This is a genomic window from Rhodanobacter thiooxydans LCS2 (assembly GCF_000264375.1).
In the GTDB taxonomy this organism is placed as follows: domain Bacteria; phylum Pseudomonadota; class Gammaproteobacteria; order Xanthomonadales; family Rhodanobacteraceae; genus Rhodanobacter; species Rhodanobacter thiooxydans.
The window spans coordinates 1-18,029 of record NZ_AJXW01000101.1 but is presented as its reverse complement, the minus strand read 5'-3'; the positions used below and the strand labels follow the sequence as shown (position 1 = coordinate 18,029).

General features: G+C 66.4%; 15 protein-coding genes. 8 read left to right on the top strand and 7 right to left on the bottom strand.

What is annotated here, in order from left to right:
* Window positions 1–266: 266 nt before the first annotated feature.
* Window positions 267–1,079 (top strand): DUF72 domain-containing protein, encoded by an 813-nt coding sequence (locus UUA_RS16945; protein ID WP_425476926.1) that lies wholly within the window; start codon window positions 267–269, stop codon window positions 1,077–1,079.
* 437 nt (window positions 1,080–1,516) lie between these two features.
* On the opposite strand, the gene UUA_RS16940 is transcribed toward UUA_RS16945, so the two are convergent.
* The 5 genes from UUA_RS16940 to UUA_RS16920 all read right to left on the bottom strand — a co-directional run bounded on the left by UUA_RS16940 (window position 1,517) and on the right by UUA_RS16920 (window position 6,465).
* Complete coding sequence (locus UUA_RS16940; protein ID WP_008439140.1) at window positions 1,517–2,185, bottom strand: chlorite dismutase family protein; 669 nt, start codon at window positions 2,183–2,185, stop codon at window positions 1,517–1,519.
* A 19-nt stretch (window positions 2,186–2,204) separates the two neighbouring features.
* On the bottom strand, window positions 2,205–2,699 hold the full coding sequence (locus tag UUA_RS16935; RefSeq protein WP_008439136.1) for a DinB family protein: 495 nt from the start codon (window positions 2,697–2,699) through the stop codon (window positions 2,205–2,207).
* Window positions 2,689–4,140: a protoporphyrinogen oxidase gene (gene hemG, locus UUA_RS16930; RefSeq protein ID WP_008439135.1), complete on the bottom strand. Its 1,452-nt coding sequence runs from the start codon at window positions 4,138–4,140 to the stop codon at window positions 2,689–2,691. The genes UUA_RS16935 and hemG overlap by 11 nt, the downstream gene beginning before the upstream one ends.
* A complete protein-coding gene (hemH, locus tag UUA_RS16925; RefSeq protein WP_238533042.1) occupies window positions 4,137–5,327 on the bottom strand; it encodes a ferrochelatase in 1,191 nt (396 codons plus the stop codon). The genes hemG and hemH overlap by 4 nt, the downstream gene beginning before the upstream one ends.
* Before the next feature lie 382 nt (window positions 5,328–5,709).
* Complete coding sequence (locus UUA_RS16920; protein WP_008439133.1) at window positions 5,710–6,465, bottom strand: M90 family metallopeptidase; 756 nt, start codon at window positions 6,463–6,465, stop codon at window positions 5,710–5,712.
* 169 nt (window positions 6,466–6,634) lie between these two features.
* On the opposite strand from UUA_RS16920, the gene UUA_RS16915 reads away from it, so the two are divergent.
* Window positions 6,635–7,201 carry a methylated-DNA--[protein]-cysteine S-methyltransferase gene (locus UUA_RS16915; protein ID WP_008439132.1) on the top strand — a complete coding sequence of 189 codons (567 nt, stop codon included), beginning with the start codon at window positions 6,635–6,637 and terminating at the stop codon, window positions 7,199–7,201.
* A gap of 40 nt (window positions 7,202–7,241) precedes the next feature.
* Here UUA_RS16915 and UUA_RS16910 read toward each other — a convergent pair whose 3' ends face one another.
* Complete coding sequence (locus UUA_RS16910; protein WP_008439130.1) at window positions 7,242–8,480, bottom strand: MFS transporter; 1,239 nt, start codon at window positions 8,478–8,480, stop codon at window positions 7,242–7,244.
* A 183-nt stretch (window positions 8,481–8,663) separates the two neighbouring features.
* Here UUA_RS16910 and UUA_RS16905 point away from each other — a divergent pair, with 183 nt between their 5' ends.
* The 5 genes from UUA_RS16905 to UUA_RS19670 all read left to right on the top strand — a co-directional run bounded on the left by UUA_RS16905 (window position 8,664) and on the right by UUA_RS19670 (window position 15,843).
* The gene (locus UUA_RS16905; protein ID WP_008439129.1) at window positions 8,664–9,488 is read left to right on the top strand and encodes an SGNH/GDSL hydrolase family protein; all 825 of its coding nucleotides are present in this window, start codon (window positions 8,664–8,666) and stop codon (window positions 9,486–9,488) included.
* Window positions 9,489–9,657: 169 nt separating this feature from the next.
* Window positions 9,658–11,019, top strand: a complete 1,362-nt coding sequence (locus UUA_RS16900; protein WP_008439127.1) for a chloride channel protein — start codon at window positions 9,658–9,660, stop codon at window positions 11,017–11,019.
* Between the two features lie 455 nt (window positions 11,020–11,474).
* A complete protein-coding gene (locus tag UUA_RS16895; RefSeq protein ID WP_008439126.1) occupies window positions 11,475–13,049 on the top strand; it encodes a M20/M25/M40 family metallo-hydrolase in 1,575 nt (524 codons plus the stop codon).
* A 709-nt stretch (window positions 13,050–13,758) separates the two neighbouring features.
* Window positions 13,759–15,240: an MFS transporter gene (locus tag UUA_RS16890; RefSeq protein ID WP_008439117.1), complete on the top strand. Its 1,482-nt coding sequence runs from the start codon at window positions 13,759–13,761 to the stop codon at window positions 15,238–15,240.
* A gap of 201 nt (window positions 15,241–15,441) precedes the next feature.
* A complete protein-coding gene (locus UUA_RS19670; RefSeq protein ID WP_008439116.1) occupies window positions 15,442–15,843 on the top strand; it encodes an EF-hand domain-containing protein in 402 nt (133 codons plus the stop codon).
* Between the two features lie 340 nt (window positions 15,844–16,183).
* Here UUA_RS19670 and UUA_RS16885 read toward each other — a convergent pair whose 3' ends face one another.
* Entirely contained in the window at window positions 16,184–17,197 is a 1,014-nt protein-coding gene (locus tag UUA_RS16885; RefSeq protein ID WP_081491595.1) for an alpha/beta hydrolase, read from the bottom strand.
* Between the two features lie 75 nt (window positions 17,198–17,272).
* Between UUA_RS16885 and UUA_RS16880 the strand changes: the two genes are divergently transcribed.
* A complete protein-coding gene (locus UUA_RS16880; protein WP_008439114.1) occupies window positions 17,273–17,932 on the top strand; it encodes an ArsR/SmtB family transcription factor in 660 nt (219 codons plus the stop codon).
* Window positions 17,933–18,029 lie beyond the last annotated feature (97 nt).

The window sequence follows — 18,029 nt, the reverse complement described above, 5'->3', positions numbered from 1 at the left end:
GCAGCAGCTTGCCCACTTCAAAGTTGAATCCGCCCCCCCCCCGATCAGCCCGATGGTTTTCATTCGATGCATCGCCCAATGGATTGGAGCCGAAATTCTCGCACAAGAAAAACAGGGTCCGAGTAGACTTTTCATGCGATGTAGGATCCGCCCGCGGATCGTGGGTGCTGGCCTCCCGAGCAGGCGGCGAACTGCAGAGGCAGGATCGACGTGAAATGATCGGCGTGGTGCATCCGGAATACACTGCGAGCTCGTCCATCGACACCATGGCCAACCGCATGTCGGATCCTGTGAGCCCTCGCGCTGCAGCGCCGGTGCGCATCGGCTGCGCGGGCTGGGCGATTCCATCGCAACACGCCCACCTGTTTGGCGAAGGCGACAGCCACCTTGCGCGCTACGCAACGCGCTTCGATGTGGTTGAGATCAACTCGACGTTCTACCGCCCGCATCAGTTGCGGACGTTCGAGCGCTGGGCGGCGAGTGTGCCGGCGCAGTTTCGATTTTCGGCGAAGCTGCCGAAGTGGATCACCCACGAGGCGCGGCTGTACGGCACCGGCGATGCGCTGACCGCATTCTTCGATGGTATCGCGGGCCTGGGGGCGAAGTTCGGGGGCGTGCTGGTGCAGCTGCCACCGAGCCTGGCTTTCGATGTGCGGCTTGCCGATCGATTCTTCGCGATGCTCCGGCGCCGCTGTGCGGCGCGGATCGCGTGCGAGCCACGTCATGCGAGCTGGTTCGGGCCTGAGGCCGATCGCATATGGACGCGCTACGCCATCGCACGCGCTGCCGCTGATCCCGCGCTCATGCCGGCAGCCGCGCTTCCGGCCGACGGCGCGCGCGAAGCGCGCTGGAGTTACTGGCGTTGTCATGGAGCGCCACGGATGTACTACAGCCGTTACGACGATGACGCGCTGGAGCGCCTGGCGCACGCGCTGGTGCGCGAAGGCCGCGCGCGTGCGCCGTCCTGGTGTTTGCTAGACAACACCACGCACGGACACGCCGTGGCGGACGCAGCGCGCCTGCAGGATGCCGTGTCAGAGGTCGGGGATCACCCTGGTTTGCCGCGCACTGGGCGTTGAAAACGATGGAGTCGGAGCCCCTTCCAGACGCCATGCGGGACGATTGCAGGCGGACGTGCGCCCTTGAAGCCTATGCAAAACCCGGGTCAGAGTGCACTTTCTGATGGCGTGTGATTGGCCTGGCGGGTAGCAGAGTGCGAACGGATTACGCAGCCTTGGTGCCTTGGCCCAAAAAAAGGGCGACGAAAAACGAGGTCAGGATCACTTACCCCCGTTTGAATCGCAACTTGGCGGTCTGTGCGCAGGCCTGATGCTGCACGCAAGGGGGCAGGTTCAGTGGTCAGCGTGAGCGTCGTCGGAAGGCCGGGGTCAGAGGAGCCGCCCTTGGCTTTTTCGGGCACCTCGATCAGGCACCCATGGCCCCGTCATCGGCGCTGGCCGCCACCCGGTCTCGGCGGGCCGCCGCAATCGCCGCATTGGCCCTGGCGCCTTGGCTGTCAGGCGTACTGCGACAAGGCATCCGCCAGCGCGAAATAGCGTCCCACGATGAAGGGATGCTCATCCTGCATATACAGCCGTGACTTGGATTCGCGCAGCTTGCGCACGCAGTCGACCAGCCGGCTCAGGTCGTTGGTCTCGAAGGTCAGCAGCCATTCGTAGTCGCCCAGTCCGAAGCCATACACGCCATTGGTGAGGATGTCGGGAGTGAACTCGTGTCCGATGTCGCCGTGGTCGCCGATGAGCGCCTTGCGCTCCCACTTCGGCAGCAGGTAGTACTCCGGCTTGCGGATGAAGGGATAAAAGCACAGGTATTCGCGTGGCCGCATGCCGATCGCGAAGGATGTCGGGTGTTCGGAAAACTCGAACGGCTTGGTGATGCCCGTGAACGCGTGGGGCGTGGCGATGTATCGACCGAAGGACGAGCGTCGGATCTCCAGCTGCAGATCCTGGATGTCGTTGAAGCGATCGGCAAACATCCAGAAGAGGATGTCCGTGTGGGCCTGGAAGCCCTGCACGACGTAGGTTCCGCGCAAGCCGACCCGGCCTTCGTGTTTGCCGAAGATGTCGACCACTTCCCGGATGGCGGCGGCCCTTTCGTCCTTGCCCGCTTCCTGCCATTTCGAGGTGAACTTGATCGCCAGCTGCGCGGTGAACTGAGTTTGCATGGTGGTGGTTTTCCGTGAGTTAGGCGGTGGCGCCAAGCGATTGCTTGATCGCCGCAATCTGCTTGCCGTGAAGTTCGTCGTGGATCCAGATGGTGTCGAGCAGGTTTTTCAGGCTGACCCGGCCGAATAGCGGGCGCTCCGTCGACCTTTCGGCCAGGACGCGTTCGTGGGTCTCGTTGAATACCGACTGCAGGTCCCTGAAGCGCGACTCTTCCAGCAGGCGGATCAGCTCCGCACCGGAGAAGCGCCCGCTGACCGCGTGGTCGTGGCTGCAGCCTTGCTGCAGGCAGGCGGCGAGAAACGACGGGTCCTTTTCCTCGACGCGTTCGCTGCGCGACTGCAGCGCATCGAGCACCAGCGCGGCGGTCGCCCGCTCGCTCGCCTGTAGGTGATGGGCGAGCTGGCCGATGGAGGGCCCGCCGGCAGCTGGCGTCGCGTACAACTGGTCTTCCGTCAGGCCGTCGAGGCTGTCCAGCAGCGCTTTGCGGGCCCGGCCAAGGTTTTCAATCAACATTCAGTGCCTCTCGTGATTCCAGCAGGTTTCTTTGCTCCAGGTGATCGGCCAGGTCGTGTGCGGCCTGTTCGCCCTGACGAATGCAGTCCGGCAGGCCTACGCCGCCGTAGGAAGCCCCGGCCAGGAACACGCCCGGGAACGCCGCGGCCATGGCCTTGCGGGTTTGCTCCAGACGGTCGAGATGGCCTACCGCGTACTGCGGCATCGCATGCTTCCAGCGGGTCACCTGGCAGAAGGCGGGGGTTTCGCGCAGCGCCGTGATCCGCCTCAGATCGGTCAGCACGGCGTCGACGATGGTGGCGTCGGGGGCGTCGACCAGCTGCGCGTCGTGGGCGCCACCGATATAGCAGCGCAGCAGCGCCGCCCCGCTAGGGGCCACGTGCGGCCATTTGAGATGCGCCCAGGTGCATGCGGTGATCGCATGGCCCGAGCCGCGCGGCACGACGAAGCCGGTGCCGTCCAGCGACGTCCCCGTGATCCCATGCGGAAAGGCCATCACGACATTGGCGACCGACGTCGACAGGGTCGGCAGTAGCGGCGGAATGGCGTTCCTGGCCGCAGGCAGCAGCCCGGCCGCGGCGGCGTCCGGCACGGCCAGCACGATCGCGTGCGCGTCCAGCGAGCGCCCGTCATCCAGCTCCAGGCGGTAGTGCCCACCCTGTTGGCGAATGGCTCTGGCGGAGCGGCCCTTGAGGATCGCGCACGCCGTCAGCCGCTCTTCGAGCCGCGCGGTCAGGGCTTGCAGGCCCGTCTTGAAGGTGAGGAATTGGCCGCGGCTTTTGCCGGCGGGGGCCGGTTTCGCGTGGCCGTAGAGGCTGCCCATCGCACGGATCAGGCTGCGCTGGTTCCGGCTCAGCTGATGGATCTGCGGGAACAGAGCCTGCAGGCTGTACTGGTTGACGTCGCCGGCGTAGATCCCCGACAGCAACGGTTCGATCAGGCGGTCCACGATCTGGTTGCCCAGCCGCTTGCGGAAAAAGTCACCGGCCGGCTGGTCGCCGTCGATGTCCTTGCCGTGCGAGAACAGATCCCACACAACGCGCAGCTTGCCCGCCGGAGAGAGCAGCGGGGACTTGAGGAGCGGCCTCAGCCTGACCGGAATGCCCATCATCGTGCCGGCGGGGATCGGGTACAGGCGATCGCCTCGCGCGATGAAGGCCTGGCCCGTGTGGTTGCGGACCAGGTCGTCTTCCAGGCCGAGATCGCGTACCAGCTGGTACGCGCACGGCTTGCTCGCCACGAAGGAATCCGGGCCGTGTTCGATCAGGAAGCCGTCGCGGGTGGAGGTGCGGATCTTGCCGCCGAGCCGGGGTTCCGACTCCAGCAGCGCTAGCCGGGGTACCACGCCCTTGTCGGCTAGCCACTGCTGCAGACGGAAGGCGGCGGCGAGCCCGGTCATGCCGCCGCCGACGATGACGGCGTGCAGCGGTTCCGCGCTCATGCTGGCACAGCCAGCGCCTGCGCCAGCGCGTCCATCGCCGCATCGGCCAGGCCGTCGATGAACAAGGGGGCGGCGTTCGGCATGGCAGGGCGGATATAGCGCCCTCCCAGCTCATTCACCACGGCCCGGCATTCGATATCCAGGTCGTAGAGCACCTCGAGGTGATCGGCAACGAATCCGGTCGGGCAATAAACAAAGGTGCGATAACCGCCACGGCGATACAGGTCACGGGTCAATTCCCGGATATCCGGGCCGAGCCAGGCATCCGCGGTTTTGCCGGCGCTCTGCCATGCCGTTACATAATGCCCAAGCTGCGCCGCCTGCGCGATGGATTGCGCGCTTTCTTCCAGCTGGCGCCGGTAATGCCCAATCGCGCTTGGCATGCTTTTCGGCAGACTGTGCGCGGAGAAAATGACGGCCGTCGTGCGGATGTCATCTACGGGAATGGTGGCGAAAGCCGCGGCGATTTGTCCGGCCCAGTAGCGGACGAATTTTTGCTGCCGGTACCAGCCGGACACGGGCATTATCTCGGGGCCGCCCAACCGCGTCGCGGCCGCTTGCGCACGCGCGCCGTAGTCCTGCACGCTGGCGTTGCCGTCGTACGGCGTCAGCGCCAGGGCGAGGGCCTGCGTGATGCCATCCCGATGCATCGCGGCGACGGCATCCTCGATGAACGGCTGCGCATGTTTCAGGCCAATGTATGGCTTGAACGAAGGCCCGTCGCCGCGGGCGTTCAGGGCTGCTGTCAGCGCGTCGGCCTGCGCCGTTGTGATGCGGGCCAGCGGCGAAATGCCGCCGATGGCCCGATAGCGGTCCTTGAGATCCTGCAGCAGCGCGTCGGAGGGTTTTTGCCCGTGGCGGATATGGGTATAGAAGGATTCGATGGCGTCGGGACTGGTCGGCGTACCGTACGCCATGACCAGCAGCCCGATGGTTTGTTGCGGCATGGCGTCGATTTCCTTGCGGCAGCGTCCTGCGAACGCATGGGCATTGCGGGAATCCCATGCTTCAGGATTTTTATGGATAAGCCGGGATCGCGCGGTGCAGCCATTTCGCGAAAGCCCGGATTCATATTGAATGCGCCTTTGCGCAGACGCACTGACTTGATGGCGAGTTGTTGCGCCGTATGGACAAGATGAAATGTGATGCGGCCCGAATGATGACTGCATCGTTTTCGGGTTTTCCAAAAACCGTATCTTTATACCGTCGGTCCATATGGGCCGCACTGATGTAGATCAGAAGGCGGGGTCGGGTTCCGGGGGTCTCCGCGGGTCCAGGAGCACCCTCGATCGGTCAACCCGTGGCGCGCCGATTGCAGGAACAGTGCATGCATGATGCGGTCGTTCCTCTGTTGCGTGCGCGGCTGGGTCGTGAGGCGCTCGTGCAGGATGGCGGGTACGCGATTGCGCGAACCCATCGAGCAGCCGCAACACCCCCGGCCCGCAATTGCGGAATAAACGGGGGCGACATCAATTCGTGGGAAACCTCGGAACCTCGTTCTGGATGCGTGCGCCGTGGCGCTCCTGCTTCCATGGCGCTTGGCGGATCAAGCGGATCGGTGTGCGGTATTCACAATGGGTGCTGCCGGTAAAACTGCTCCAGCTGCCGGTAGACGTCCGGCAGGTGCTCGCGCAGGTTGGCCGGTGTCTCGAAGAATTGCTCGCTGGCCACCGCAAAGAACTCCGCCGGGCTTTCCAGGGCATACGGGTCGATCGGCAATTCGGCTCCGAGGCGTTGTTCCTCCTTGAGGCGATCCCACGCGCTGGAGAAAACCCGCGACCACACGCGACGGTCCATGCGCCGATGCAACGGCGGGAAGCCGTTGGCGTCGCCGTTGAGCATGTCGAGCTTGTGGGCCATTTCGTGGATGACCACGTTGTGCCCCGGTCGTTTCCCGCTGTTCAGTACATCCGCCCAGGAGAGGATTACCGGCCCGCGTCCCCACGCTTCGCCGGCCATCATGCTGCTGGTCTGGTGCACCACGCCTGCGGCATCGGTCTGCAGTCGACGTGGGATGAACGCGTCCGGGTACACGATGATGCTGTGCCAGCCGTCGTACCAATCGATGCCCAGTTTCACGATGGGAACGCAGGCATGCGCTGCGATCAGGACGCGGTCGGCGTCCTCCAGCTGCAGGTCCCGGGTCGGCTCCAGCGACTTGGCTTCGAGGAACAGCGTTGCCAGCACGCGCAGCGTGGCCTGGTCGGAAGCGCCCAGCCGGCGCGCCGCGGTACAGCGCTGCAATGCGTTTCGCCAGAGCGGTTCGGCAATCGGGCGCCGGGCGATGGTGCGTCGCGCGCGCCAGTTTCTGATCTTGTCGAGCATGGCTTTACGCCGGATAGGAAGTCGCAAGTCGACAGCATCAGGGCCGAGGTGCGCTTTCTCAAGGAAGCAGGCAGACGTCAGGAAAACGGAGGGCCAAGGCCGGCTTTCAGGAAAGTGCGCTCTGCCTCTGCGCGTTCCATGCCTGACCCCGTTGCCTTCAAGGAGAACCGTGAAGGAGTACCGTGGCTCGCATGGCCCGCGCGTCAAGCCATCCCCCGCCACCTCCACCATGTCCGACGACCTCGCCTACCTTCCCATCGACACGCCGCTTGGGGTTTTCCTCGTCGCCGAGCGCGACGGGACGCTGAAGGGCGGTTGGTTCGAGGGGCAGAAGTACTTTCCGAAGATCTCGCCGGAAGCCGGCTGGCGCGAGGCCGCGACGGCCTTGCTGCATGAGGCGCAGCGGCAGCTGGATGCGTACTTCGCGGGCGAGTTGACGCGCCTGGACATGCCGCTGGCGCCGGAAGGCACCGCGTTCCAGCAGCAGGTGTGGCGTGCGCTGTGCGAAGTGCCATGCGGGCAGACGACGACGTATGCGGCGCTGGCGCGGGCGATCGGACGGCCCGAAGCGTTCCATCCGGTGGGCGCGGCGGTGGGGCGCAATCCGATTTCGCTGTTCGTGCCGTGCCATCGCGCGCTGGGCAGCAACGGTTCGCTGACCGGTTACGCGGGCGGGCTGGCCCGCAAGCGCTGGCTGCTCGATCACGAAGGGCGCGAGCGCCGGTTGTTCGATTGAATCTGCCGCTGCGGTCAGTGGCCAATGGCAGCGCAGCGGCTCAGCTTGCCTTGCCCGCCCGCTCCGGCGCATCGGGGTGCACGTCCATCGCGCCCGGCGTGGTGTGCACCCGCGGCACGAAGTTGTCGTCCGGGGTCACTTCGCGTTTGCGGCGCATGAAGCGGTACAGCGCATAGCCGGCCAGCAGGCCGTCGAGGATCGCGAACCAGCCGAACAGGAACGCCGGCTGCGTCAGGCTCATCAGTGCGCCCGCCAGCAGCGGCCCCACCGCTGAACCGATGCCGTTGACCAGCAGCACCGTGCTCGACCCCGAGAGCAGATCGTCGCGGCGCAGGTAGTCGACCAGGTGTGCCACCGCGATCGGGTACAGCGCGAAGCTCATGCCGGCGAAGGCGAACACCAGCAGCATGGCGACCGTCGGTCCGGCCGTCGGCAATGCCAGGTTGACCAGCGCCACCAGCGCCGCGCTGGCGCTGATCAGCGCCAGCGCGAGCCGCCGGTCGATGCGGTCGGACAGGCGCCCCAGCGGCAATTGCAGCGTCACGCCGCCGGCGATGGCCACGCTCATGTAGGTGCCGACTTCGGCGGTGCCCAGGCCGCGGGCGGCCGCGTACAGCGGCAGCAGGCCCCAGAATGCGCCCAGTGCCATGCCCGAGATCAATGCGCTGACCAGCGCGGTAGGCACCAGCCGGAACATGTGGCCCACCTGGACCCGCGGCGCGGCGCGCAGGGACGGCTGCGGCTGCGGGGTCACGACCACCGGCAGGCTGGCGAGGCAGAACAGGATCGCCACCACGCAGAACAACACGAAGCCCTCGCCGCGGATGCGCAGGAACTGCTGTGCCGCTGCGCTGGCACCCAGGTTCAGCATCATGTAGACCGCGAACACCGTGCTGCGGTGCCTCGGCTCGGCGGCGGTGTTCAGCCAGCTCTCGATGATCGCGTACAGACCGACCAGCAACAGCCCCTGCAGCACCCGCAGCACCAGCCAGGCGCCGTACGCCGGGGTCAGTGCCTGCAGCAGCGCGGTCACCGCCACCAGCGACGTACAGAAGGCGAAGGTGCGGATGTGGCCGAAGCGGTGCGTGAGCTTCGGCACCGTGTAGGTACCGACCAGGAAGCCGGTGTAGTAGGCCGAGGTCAGGATTCCGATCATCGCGACGGAGAAGCCCAGCGCCTCGCCCTGCAACGCGATATGCGTATGCAGCAGGCCGACTCCCATCAACAGGAACACGGTGCTCGACAACAGCGGTGCGGTGGTGCGGATGCTGCTCAACATGCGGAGGGCCCGGGGATGGCACGTGCCGCACGGCTGGTGGAGCAGGTGCGACCGAAGCAGGGTAACCGGACGGGAAAGAGTTTGTCGCCGTCCGGCGGCATATCGGCGCGTTACCGCACTGCTGTGGTGGCGTTGAGAATCGGGTCGGAGCACTCTGAGCCCGGCTTCTCTGGAGATTCCCGCATGGCCTTCCCGTCGCTCCCGCTCGCCGCTCTGGTGCTGCTCGCCAACGCTGCTGTCCCGCTGCAGGCCAGCGGCCAGGCCGCCGCTGCCACCTCCGCGCCACCTGTCGCGATCAACCCGCTCTACACCATGCCGCCGGCCTCGCTCACGGCCGAGCAGGTCGCGGCGATGCAGCAGCAATTGCTGGACTGGCCGCAGCTGGGCCGCTACCGCGATGACAATGCGCAGTTGCCGGCGCCGAGGCCCGGCACGGCGCGCGTGGTGTTTTTCGGCGACTCCATCACCGACGCGTGGGGGCGCGCCGAGGGCACGCACTTTTTCCCCGGCAAGCCGTACGTCAACCGCGGCATCTCGGGGCAGACGACGGCGCAGATGCTGCTGCGTTTCCGGCAGGACGTGATCGCGCTTCGTCCCGCGGCGGTGGTGCTGCTCGCCGGCACCAACGACCTTGCGGGCAACACCGGTCTCGCCAGCTTGCCGATGATCGAGGACAACCTGCGCTCCATGACGGAACTGGCGCAGGCCAACCATATCCGGGTCATCCTCGCCTCCGTGCTGCCGGTCAGCGACTATCCCTGGCATCCGGGACTGCAGCCCGCCGGCAAGGTCCGCGCGCTCAACGCATGGCTCAAGGCCTATGCGGCGTCGAGCGGCGCCACCTACCTCGACTACTACGGCGCGCTGGCGAACGCGCAGGGCGGCATGGATCCCGACCTTGCCGGCGACGGCGTGCACCCGACGCCCGCGGGTTACGCGATCATGGCGCCGCTTGCGCAGCAGGCCATCGAGCGCGCGCTGGCGAAGCGGCGATCGGGCGAGCACTAGCCTCGACGGGTCGGGCTTGCTTCCGGAACGGTACGTCGCGGACTCGCGCCGGCCGGCGCAATGGCGGGCCTCCGCTTCCGCTTCGTACTTCGAAGCCGCCACCGGACCGATTGCTATACTCGTAAGGCTTTTCGCCCCGCCCACCCCAGAGCCCAGCCCAGCCACGCCGATGCGACGTTTCCGTCTGACCGAACCGCTGGTGATGCTGGCGACCGTGCTGCAGTGGCTGGTACTGGCGATCTTCACCGGGGCGTTGGTCGGCGCGGGTTGCACGCTGTTCCTGCGCGCGCTGTTCGCCACCGAGGGCCACGCCTATGCGGCGCCGTGGTGGGTGCTGGCGCTGGCGCTGCCGCTGGGCGGCCTCGTCAACGGCCTGCTGCTGCACTACGGCTACCGGCTGCGGCGCAGCGCGTTCAGCGACAACGTGATCGTTGCGGTGAACGAGCAGCACGGCAAGCTGCCGTTCCGCACCATGTGGATCAAGCCGGTGTGCGCGCTGGTCACGCTGGCCTGCGGCGGCTCGGCGGGCAAGGAAGGACCGTGCTCGCACATCGGCGCCAGCCTGGCGGCGGTGGTGGGGCGCGTGCTGCACCTCAACCCGGAGATGCGCAAGCGCCTGCTGGCCTGCGGGGTCAGCGCGGGTTTTTCCAGCGTGTTCGGCACGCCGATCGCTGGCGCGATCTACGGCGTGGAAATGCTGGCGATCGGGCGCATCCGCCACGATTTCCTGTTTCCCGCCATCGTGGGTGGCGTCACCGCGTTCGAGGTGTCGCGCTGGCTCGGCGTGCCTTATCCACACTACGTGATCGACTTCAGTGGCCAGTTCACCGAGCTGCTGTTCCTGAAGACGGTGCTGATCGGCGTGCTGTGCGGCGGCGTGGCATGGCTGTTCGTGGAGCTGCTGGGGCAGGCGAGGAAGCTGTTCGGTGGGCTGAAGCAACGCTGGGCGCTGTGGCCGCCGCTGGTGCCGATGCTGGGCGGCGTGGTGCTGGCGCTGCTGATCCTGCTGGTGCCGACGGATTACCTCGGCCTCAGCCTGCCGCTGATGGAGCGCGCGCTGCACGGCGAGGCCATGCCCTGGCTCGGATTCGTGTGGAAGGCGCTGCTGGTGGCGATCACGCTGGGCTCGGGCTTCTACGGCGGCATCGTTACGCCGCAGTTCGTGCTCGGCGCAGTGGCGGGCGGCGCCTTCGCACACCTGTTCGGCCTGACGCCTGCGCTGGGCGCGGCGGTGGGGCTGGCAGCGGTGGTGGCCGCCGCCTCCAACGCGCCGATCGCGGCGATCCTGATGGGTGTGGAGCTGTACGGCGCGGATGCCACGTTGTACGTGGCCGGCGCCTGCGTGGCGGCCTACCTCATCATCGGCCACCGCAGCGTCTACCCCGAGCAGCAGATCGCCTTCAGCAAGTCCTCGTGGATCTTCGCCCGCGCCGACCTGCCGGTGGGGCAGGAGAAGGTGCGCCTGTCCTACGGCCTGCTGCGCTGGTGGCGCATGCGGCGGCGGTCGCGGAAGTCCGGCAGCGGCGAATGACCCCTCGGGGGTTCGTCGCCCGGTCCTCCGGTCCGGGTGCTGCCTCGGCACGGTTTACCAGCTGCGCCTGGCGGTGCCTTCGAACACGTTGTTGACCGGGTTGGTCTGGATCATGCGGATTGGGTTGCCAAGCGACTCGACATAGATGGCGAACGGGCGAAGGCCCATCGCGATCGCGCGGCGTGCGCTGCTCGAGTCGATGCGTCGAGGGAGCGGCCTCGCCGTGGGGAGCAGATGGAATCGAAGTAAGCCGGAAGCGGATGCCGGCTCCGCTTATCGGTTCGCCTTGATCCGAGCCCGGGTTTGCTTGCGGAACTGGTGACGCCTCTGCGGTGCCGATGACGGGCGGGCGTCCGCAGCATGACTAACGACCCATGAGTCCGGGCAGGTGCGGCGCTAGATTCGAAAATTCTTGCGTCGAATCACCTCAGGGGAAAATCGTGATCAACCGTTGCATGTGGGTGTTGTGCCTGGGCTTCAGCAGCATGGTGCTGGCCCAGGAGCCGGTGGACCTGGAGATGGCCAACCGTATCCGCCAGGAGGCCTTCCACCGTTCGCAGGTGATGGACATCCTCGGCCATCTCACCGAGGACATCGGCCCGCGCCTCACCAACTCGCCGCAGATGGCCAAGGCCAACGCGTGGACGCGCGGGAAGTTCAACGACTGGGGTCTGGCCAACGTGCACGACGAGGCCTTCGACGATTTTGGCCGCGGCTGGGAATTCAGCGAGGCCAGCGTGGACCTGCTGGCGCCCCGCGCCATGCCGCTGTATGCGCTGCCGAAGGCGTGGACGCCGGGCACCAAGGGCCCGGTCGAGGGCGAGGCGATGCGGGTGACGATCAAGAGCCGCAAGGATCTGGACCAGTACAAGGGCAAGCTGGCCGGCAGAATCCTGCTGCTGGACGACGCGCGGGCGTACAAGCCCGGCATCGAGGCCGATTCGCAGCGCCACGGCGAGGCCAGCCTGGCCGAGCTGCAGACTTTCACCCTGCCCAAGGGCGCCAACCGCGATCGCGCCGAGCTGATCAAGCGCTACACCGAGCGGCAGGAACTGGCGCGCGCGGTCAACGAATTCTTCGTCGCCGAGGGTGTGCTGGCCACGATCGGCATCAGCGGCCGGGACAACGGCATCATCCGCGTGGGCGGCGGCGGTTCGCGCCGCGCCGGCGAATCCGCGGGCGTGCCCGAGCTGGCGATGATGGCCGAGCACTACAACCCGCTGGTGCGCGCGCTGGAGCGCAAGCAGACGGTGAAGCTACGGGCGGACGTCAAGGCGCGCTTCACTGACGAGGCCAACCAGCCCGGCCACAACACCCTCGCCGAGATTCCCGGCAGCGGCAGCAAGGCGGGCGAGGTGGTGATGCTGGGCGCGCACTTGGATTCCTGGCACGCCGGTACCGGCGCGTCCGACAATGGCGCGGGCGTGGCGGTGATGATGGAGGCCATGCGCATCCTGAAAGCCGTGGGTGCGAAGCCGAAGCGCACCATCCGCGTGGGGCTTTGGAGCGGCGAGGAGCAGGGCCTGATCGGCTCGCGCGCCTATGTGGCGAAGCACTTCGCGGCGTATCCGGACCCCGCCGACCCCGCGCAGAAGGCGTTGCCGTCGTCGCTGCGCGAGCCCACCGGCGCGCTGCAGAAGAAGCCCGGCTACGAGCGCTTCTCGGCCTACTTCAATATGGACAACGGCTCGGGCCGCTTCCGCGGCATCTATGCCCAGGAGAACGCCGCGGCGATGCCGATCTTCAAGGCGTGGCTGGAGCCGTTCCACGACGTGGGCGCCACCACCGTCACCAGCCGCAACACCGGCAGCACTGACCACGTCTCCTTCGACGCCGTGGGCCTGCCGGGCTTCCAGTTCATCCAGGACCGGCTGGACTACTCCACCCGCGTACACCACAGCAACATGGACACGCTGGACCACGCCGACGCCGACGACCTGAAGCAGGCTGCCGCCGTCGTAGCCTTCTTCGCCTGGCAGGCCGCGCAGCGCGAGGAAAAACTGCCGCGCAAGCCGCTGGCGAAGGACTGACCGCGTTGCTCCCTCTCCCTGCGGGAGAGGGTTGGGGGTGAGGGTCCGGCCGCAGCGAGAAGTCCGGCCAGCCCCGCACCCTCATCCGGTGCTGCGCCGCCTTCTCCCGGGGGGAGAAGGGATGCAGCATCGGAAGAACGGAGTCGGGCTCACTTCCATGCTGCGGAAAGCAGACCCGTCGACCAGGTCCCTTGTCGCCGTCCCGCTGCTTTCAGTACCGCGCCGCCGTCAGCGGTGCAGCGACCCATTGCCATACGACGGCCGGCTGCTTGGACATTTCGCGTGCGGTGCTTCGGCTCTCCGCGCATTGCCCGCTTCGCCGTGCGGCGGCTGAGGGGCCGACCGTCCACACCTTCCGCATCCACCTTGTCCCTGACACCTTTTGGCTTTGCCGCTGTTCCTGTGGGACGTGGTCAGACAGCAGGCGGTGCCCCGCGTCTATCTGGTCTGGCTGGGCCTGTTCCTGCCCATCGCCATTGTGGTCCACCTGCTGTGGGACACGCCGGGGTGGCACGCGCTGGTGCCGCGGATGCTGGGGCCGTGATGAAGAGGGCGGCAGCGAGGCCGGATTGCGCAGGAAAGTGCCGTGCAGGCGGCGCGCCTCCGGAAGGGAGATCGCCGTTTCACCAGTAAGACGGCGGGTGATGCATTCGGCCCCGGCCTGTACTACCGTCGGCTCCGTCCGCAGGCCGCTGCCCAAGGAGTTCACATGAACACCGTCGCCACGCCCGCACCCGGCCAGCCGTCCACCCACTTCCAGGGCAACGACCGCCTGCTGTTCGGCATCATCATGGGCGTGGTTTCGTTCTGGCTGTTCGCCCAGACCACGCTCAATATCGCGCCGGACATGCAGCGTGACCTGGGCATCAATGCGGCCACCATGAACATCGCGGTGGCGCTGACCTCGCTGTTCTCGGGCATCTTCATCGTGGTCATGGGCGGGCTGGCCGACCGGGTCGGGCGGTTGCGGATCACCCGCATCGGTTTCTACCTGAGCATCGCCGGCTCGCTGCTGGTGGCGGTCACGCCTACCGGGGCGCTGGCCGCGCCGGTGCTGCTGGCGGGACGCGCGCTGCAAGGATTGTCGGCGGCCTGCGTAATGCCGGCCAGCCTGGCGCTGGTGAAGGCGTACTGGGACGGGGCCGGGCGCCAGCGTGCGGTGTCGCTGTGGTCGATCGGCTCCTGGGGCGGCGGCGGGCTGTGTTCGCTGGTCGGCGGCTTGATGTCGCAGAACCTGGGCTGGCGCTCGATCTTCTGGCTGGCGATCGTGGTCAACGTGCTCGGTCTGTGGCTGATGCGCGGCACGCCCGAGAACAAGGCCGAGACCCACGGCGACTACAAGTTCGACCTGCCCGGGGTGCTGGCATTCATGGTGGCGATGCTGGCGCTGCAGGTGCTGGTGACCCAGGGCAACACACTGGGCTGGAGCAGCCCGACGGTGCTCGGGCTGATTGCTGCGACGCTGGTCTTCGGCGTGCTGTTCGTGCTGATCGAGCGGCGATCGGCCAACGCGTTCTTCGATTTCCGGTTGTTCGGCAACCCGACCTATACCGGCGCCACGATTTCCAATTTCCTGATCAACGCCACCGCTGGCACGCTGATCGTCTCGCTGCAGCTGGTGCAGCTGGGTGGCGGCATGAACGCGCAGCAGGCGGGCATGCTGACGCTGGGCTACGCGATCGCGATCATCGCCTTCATCCGCGTGGGCGAGAAGCTGCTGCAGCGCTTCGGTCCGCGCAAGCCGATGATCTGGGGCTGCCTGATCACCGGCGTGGCGATCGCGCTGCTGATGCCCACGCAATTGCTGCTCGGGCAGTACAAGGTGCTGGCGGTGATCGGCTACTCGCTATTCGGCCTGGGCCTGGCGTTCTACGCCACACCGTCCACCGACGCGGCGCTGTCCAACTTGCCGGCGGCGCAGGGCGGTTCGGGTTCGGGCATCTACAAGATGGCCTCGTCGCTGGGCGCCGCCTTCGGCGTGGCGATCTCGGCCGCCGTGTTCACCGCGCTGGCGGGCGACAGCAACAGCGTGCGCTGGCTGGAGGGCGTGATCACCTTCGCCGGCCGCCAGGACAACCTGGCGGTGCGCGAAGCCGCCTTCGTGGCGCTGGGTTTCAACGTGCTGATGGTGGTGGCGGCGATCGTCTCGATCGTCCTTACCGTTCCCAAGGGCCGCAGGGCGAACGGCTGAGCGCACGGCAAACCCGGGCCTGCTTACTCTGACCCCTGTTTTTGTCGCAGCGATCAAGCCTGGCTCGCTGATGGCCGAATCAGTCTGTACTCTCGAGTTCCGCGTCAGTCTCGGTGTGGGCGCAAGTTCGTGAAGTGAGCTCTGAGCCATGCGGAAGCGTGGTTTCCGTAGTTGATCTCTCGATATACACGGAGGCAATCGATGAAAGTCTCAATCTCCAGAACCTTGCTGGCCGCGATGGCTGCCCTTGGCCTTGCTGCATCCATGGCGGCATCGGCACAGGACCATGTTGCAATCCCGAATTCCACGATGGCTCCACCCACGTTCAGCAGCATGGACACAAACCACGATGGCGTACTCGTGCGCTCGGAGATTCCGGAACAACTGCACGACTTGCGGGCGCATTTCGATCAGTACGACGTGGCGGGTGATCATCGGCTCACGGAAGTAGAGTACGCCAGCTATCTGGATCGAACCCGCGCTCAACGAGAGGGATGCGTGGACGGCCGCACAATCAACTCATCTCCCTGCATTGACGCGCTGTCTCGTGCGGGGCAGCTGAGTACAGGGTGGAGCAAGCGATACGCCACCAACGGCAAGTGAGACGAAAGACGCGAAGCCGGGCCGGAGGAAGTTGAACGACCTCCGGCTCGATGCTCGTGCGCCTCGGCCTTCCACACCGGCGCAGGCTGATTCCTCGTCGCGCCAAAAAGACAACGACAGAATTTTCCTGGTGACGCGAGGCTCTCGAATCGTTCGATCGAGATGAAGCCATCGACCTGGTCCAACCGCGGGTGCAGTCGTTCGGCGGCCTGCAGGTAGGCGGCCTTCCGGTGATCGTGCGGTGGCACCTCGAATATCACAGCTATCATCCGCATTCCTCCATGCCTTGCCCCCAGGTGCCGCAAAATCGAGGCCCTGGTCGGGATCGGGCGGCCCGGCTTCATGGGGTTCGGTCTTCCACCGCCGTGACGAAGGCCTGGACGCTCGAGTACAGCGAATGCCGGTTCTTCTCCAGATGCATGACATGCGTGCCATGGTCGATCTGCACGAGCCATTTCAGCGGGCTGGCGACGAATCGGGCCAGAAATGCGGCCGCACCCGCGCGATCGACCACGGTGTCGTAATCCCCCGACACCACGAAAATCGGGCAGGTGACCTTGTCCTGCGCATAGGGATAGCTCCCCGCCTCGGCGGCCACGATATCGGCCAGGGGGCCGGCCGGAATGCGCAGCTCTCCGTTCGGCGCCTTTGACGACGGCGGCGCGGAAGCGTCGAACTGGCCGGCCCATCGGGCACGCACCGCGGGTTCGAGCAGGTGCATGGTCGGGGGCAACACGTCGGTGAATTCGAGCTGCTCGTAGCGTGCTTGCGCGGACAGGTTCCACCATGCGAAGTCCACTTTGTCGGGATGCTCCTCCGGCTTCGGCACCACCGGTCCGAACAGCGTCAGCGAAGCCACCATCGACGGCGATCCGGCCACGTACGCCGCCGCGGGAATGGTGCCCCACGAATGCGCGACAAGATGCAATCGAGCGGTGCCTCTCTGGCGGCGCATGTAGTCGACCGCGAGTGCGATCTGCCGCGCCGCCTCAGGAGCGCGATCCACCGGTGGCGCGCCGTGCGGCACCGCATTCATGGCGGGCGGACGGCTGGACTCGCCAAACCCGAGGAAATCCAGGCCGCATGCGAGGTAGCCGCGATCAGCCATGTAGGACATCCACGAATCGCCCGGGGCGAACTCGAATCCGAACGCCAGCATGATGGGGAAGCTGGCGCCATGGATGAACAACACGCCTTGCGCGGGCGCGGATCGGGCCACGGTCGATCCGGGTGCGAGGCAATGCAGGGCGACGTAGTCTGCGGAACCCGGTCCGACGGGCAGGCGGATGGTTTGCATCCCCGGTGTCGCCGTGGACAGGGCCGACGCCATCCCAAGTGCGAGTAGTGACATCATGTATCGCGCTCCATCATTGCCGGAGCGGAACTCTAACCACGCCCCATGGCGCACAGGTTCGATGGGTATCGAAGTATGGAAGAATCGGCCGCTTTTTCCGCGACTGCCGCATTGCTGGGTGATGCTTCGCGCGCGGCGATGCTCCTGGCCCTGCTCGACGGCAAGGCCTATACGGCGAACGAACTGGCGCGTGCCGCCGACATCACGCCGCCGACCGCAAGTTTCCATCTCGACAAGATGCTGAAAGCGGGTCTGCTTGCCTTGGTGCGTCAGGGCCGCTACCGCTATTTCAGACTGGCCGGGCCGGATGTCGCCCGGACGCTCGAATCCATCCTGTCGCTGCAACATGCGCCCCTGCCGCGGCAGATCGTGTCGAGCTGTCCCCCGCGGCTGCGCGAAGCCCGGACATGTTTCGATCACATCGCCGGGGCACTGGGCGTGCGGATCTACCGGGCGATCACCAGCAGGGGCTGGACCACGCACACCGATGCGCAATTTGCCATCACCCCGGCGGCGACGGACTTTCTCGGCGAACTCGGCATTCCCCGCGACATGCTGCCCGTCAAGTCGACGCCCTGTCTTGACTGGTCCGAGCGGGAATTTCATTTCTCCGGCGACTTCGGCCGATTGCTGCTGCAGGCGATGCTGAGCAAACGCTGGGTACTGGGTGGCAAGTCGCGCCAACTCACGATGACGGAGGCCGGCCAGCGCCGACTGGCCGCCTGGGAGATATGAAGCGCTGAAACGGAGAAGGTGTAAACGTAGAAGGTGTCAGGGACAAATGGCACTTACTCAAGCCCCGTTCGCGCTAAGCGTAGCCCGCGCAGCGGGC

Coding starts and splice junctions, on each gene's coding strand:
- UUA_RS16920 (WP_008439133.1), bottom strand. CDS start 6,465: ATGCTCGACAAGATCAGAAACTGGCGCGCGCGACGCACCATCGCCCGG.
- UUA_RS16935 (WP_008439136.1), bottom strand. CDS start 2,699: ATGTTGATTGAAAACCTTGGCCGGGCCCGCAAAGCGCTGCTGGACAGC.
- UUA_RS16880 (WP_008439114.1), top strand. CDS start 17,273: ATGGAAGAATCGGCCGCTTTTTCCGCGACTGCCGCATTGCTGGGTGAT.
- UUA_RS16940 (WP_008439140.1), bottom strand. CDS start 2,185: ATGCAAACTCAGTTCACCGCGCAGCTGGCGATCAAGTTCACCTCGAAA.
- UUA_RS16945 (WP_425476926.1), top strand. CDS start 267: ATGGCCAACCGCATGTCGGATCCTGTGAGCCCTCGCGCTGCAGCGCCG.
- UUA_RS16910 (WP_008439130.1), bottom strand. CDS start 8,480: ATGTTGAGCAGCATCCGCACCACCGCACCGCTGTTGTCGAGCACCGTG.
- UUA_RS16900 (WP_008439127.1), top strand. CDS start 9,658: ATGCGACGTTTCCGTCTGACCGAACCGCTGGTGATGCTGGCGACCGTG.
- UUA_RS16885 (WP_081491595.1), bottom strand. CDS start 17,197: ATGATGTCACTACTCGCACTTGGGATGGCGTCGGCCCTGTCCACGGCG.
- UUA_RS16895 (WP_008439126.1), top strand. CDS start 11,475: ATGTGGGTGTTGTGCCTGGGCTTCAGCAGCATGGTGCTGGCCCAGGAG.
- UUA_RS16890 (WP_008439117.1), top strand. CDS start 13,759: ATGAACACCGTCGCCACGCCCGCACCCGGCCAGCCGTCCACCCACTTC.
- hemG (WP_008439135.1), bottom strand. CDS start 4,140: ATGAGCGCGGAACCGCTGCACGCCGTCATCGTCGGCGGCGGCATGACC.
- UUA_RS19670 (WP_008439116.1), top strand. CDS start 15,442: ATGAAAGTCTCAATCTCCAGAACCTTGCTGGCCGCGATGGCTGCCCTT.
- UUA_RS16905 (WP_008439129.1), top strand. CDS start 8,664: ATGGCCTTCCCGTCGCTCCCGCTCGCCGCTCTGGTGCTGCTCGCCAAC.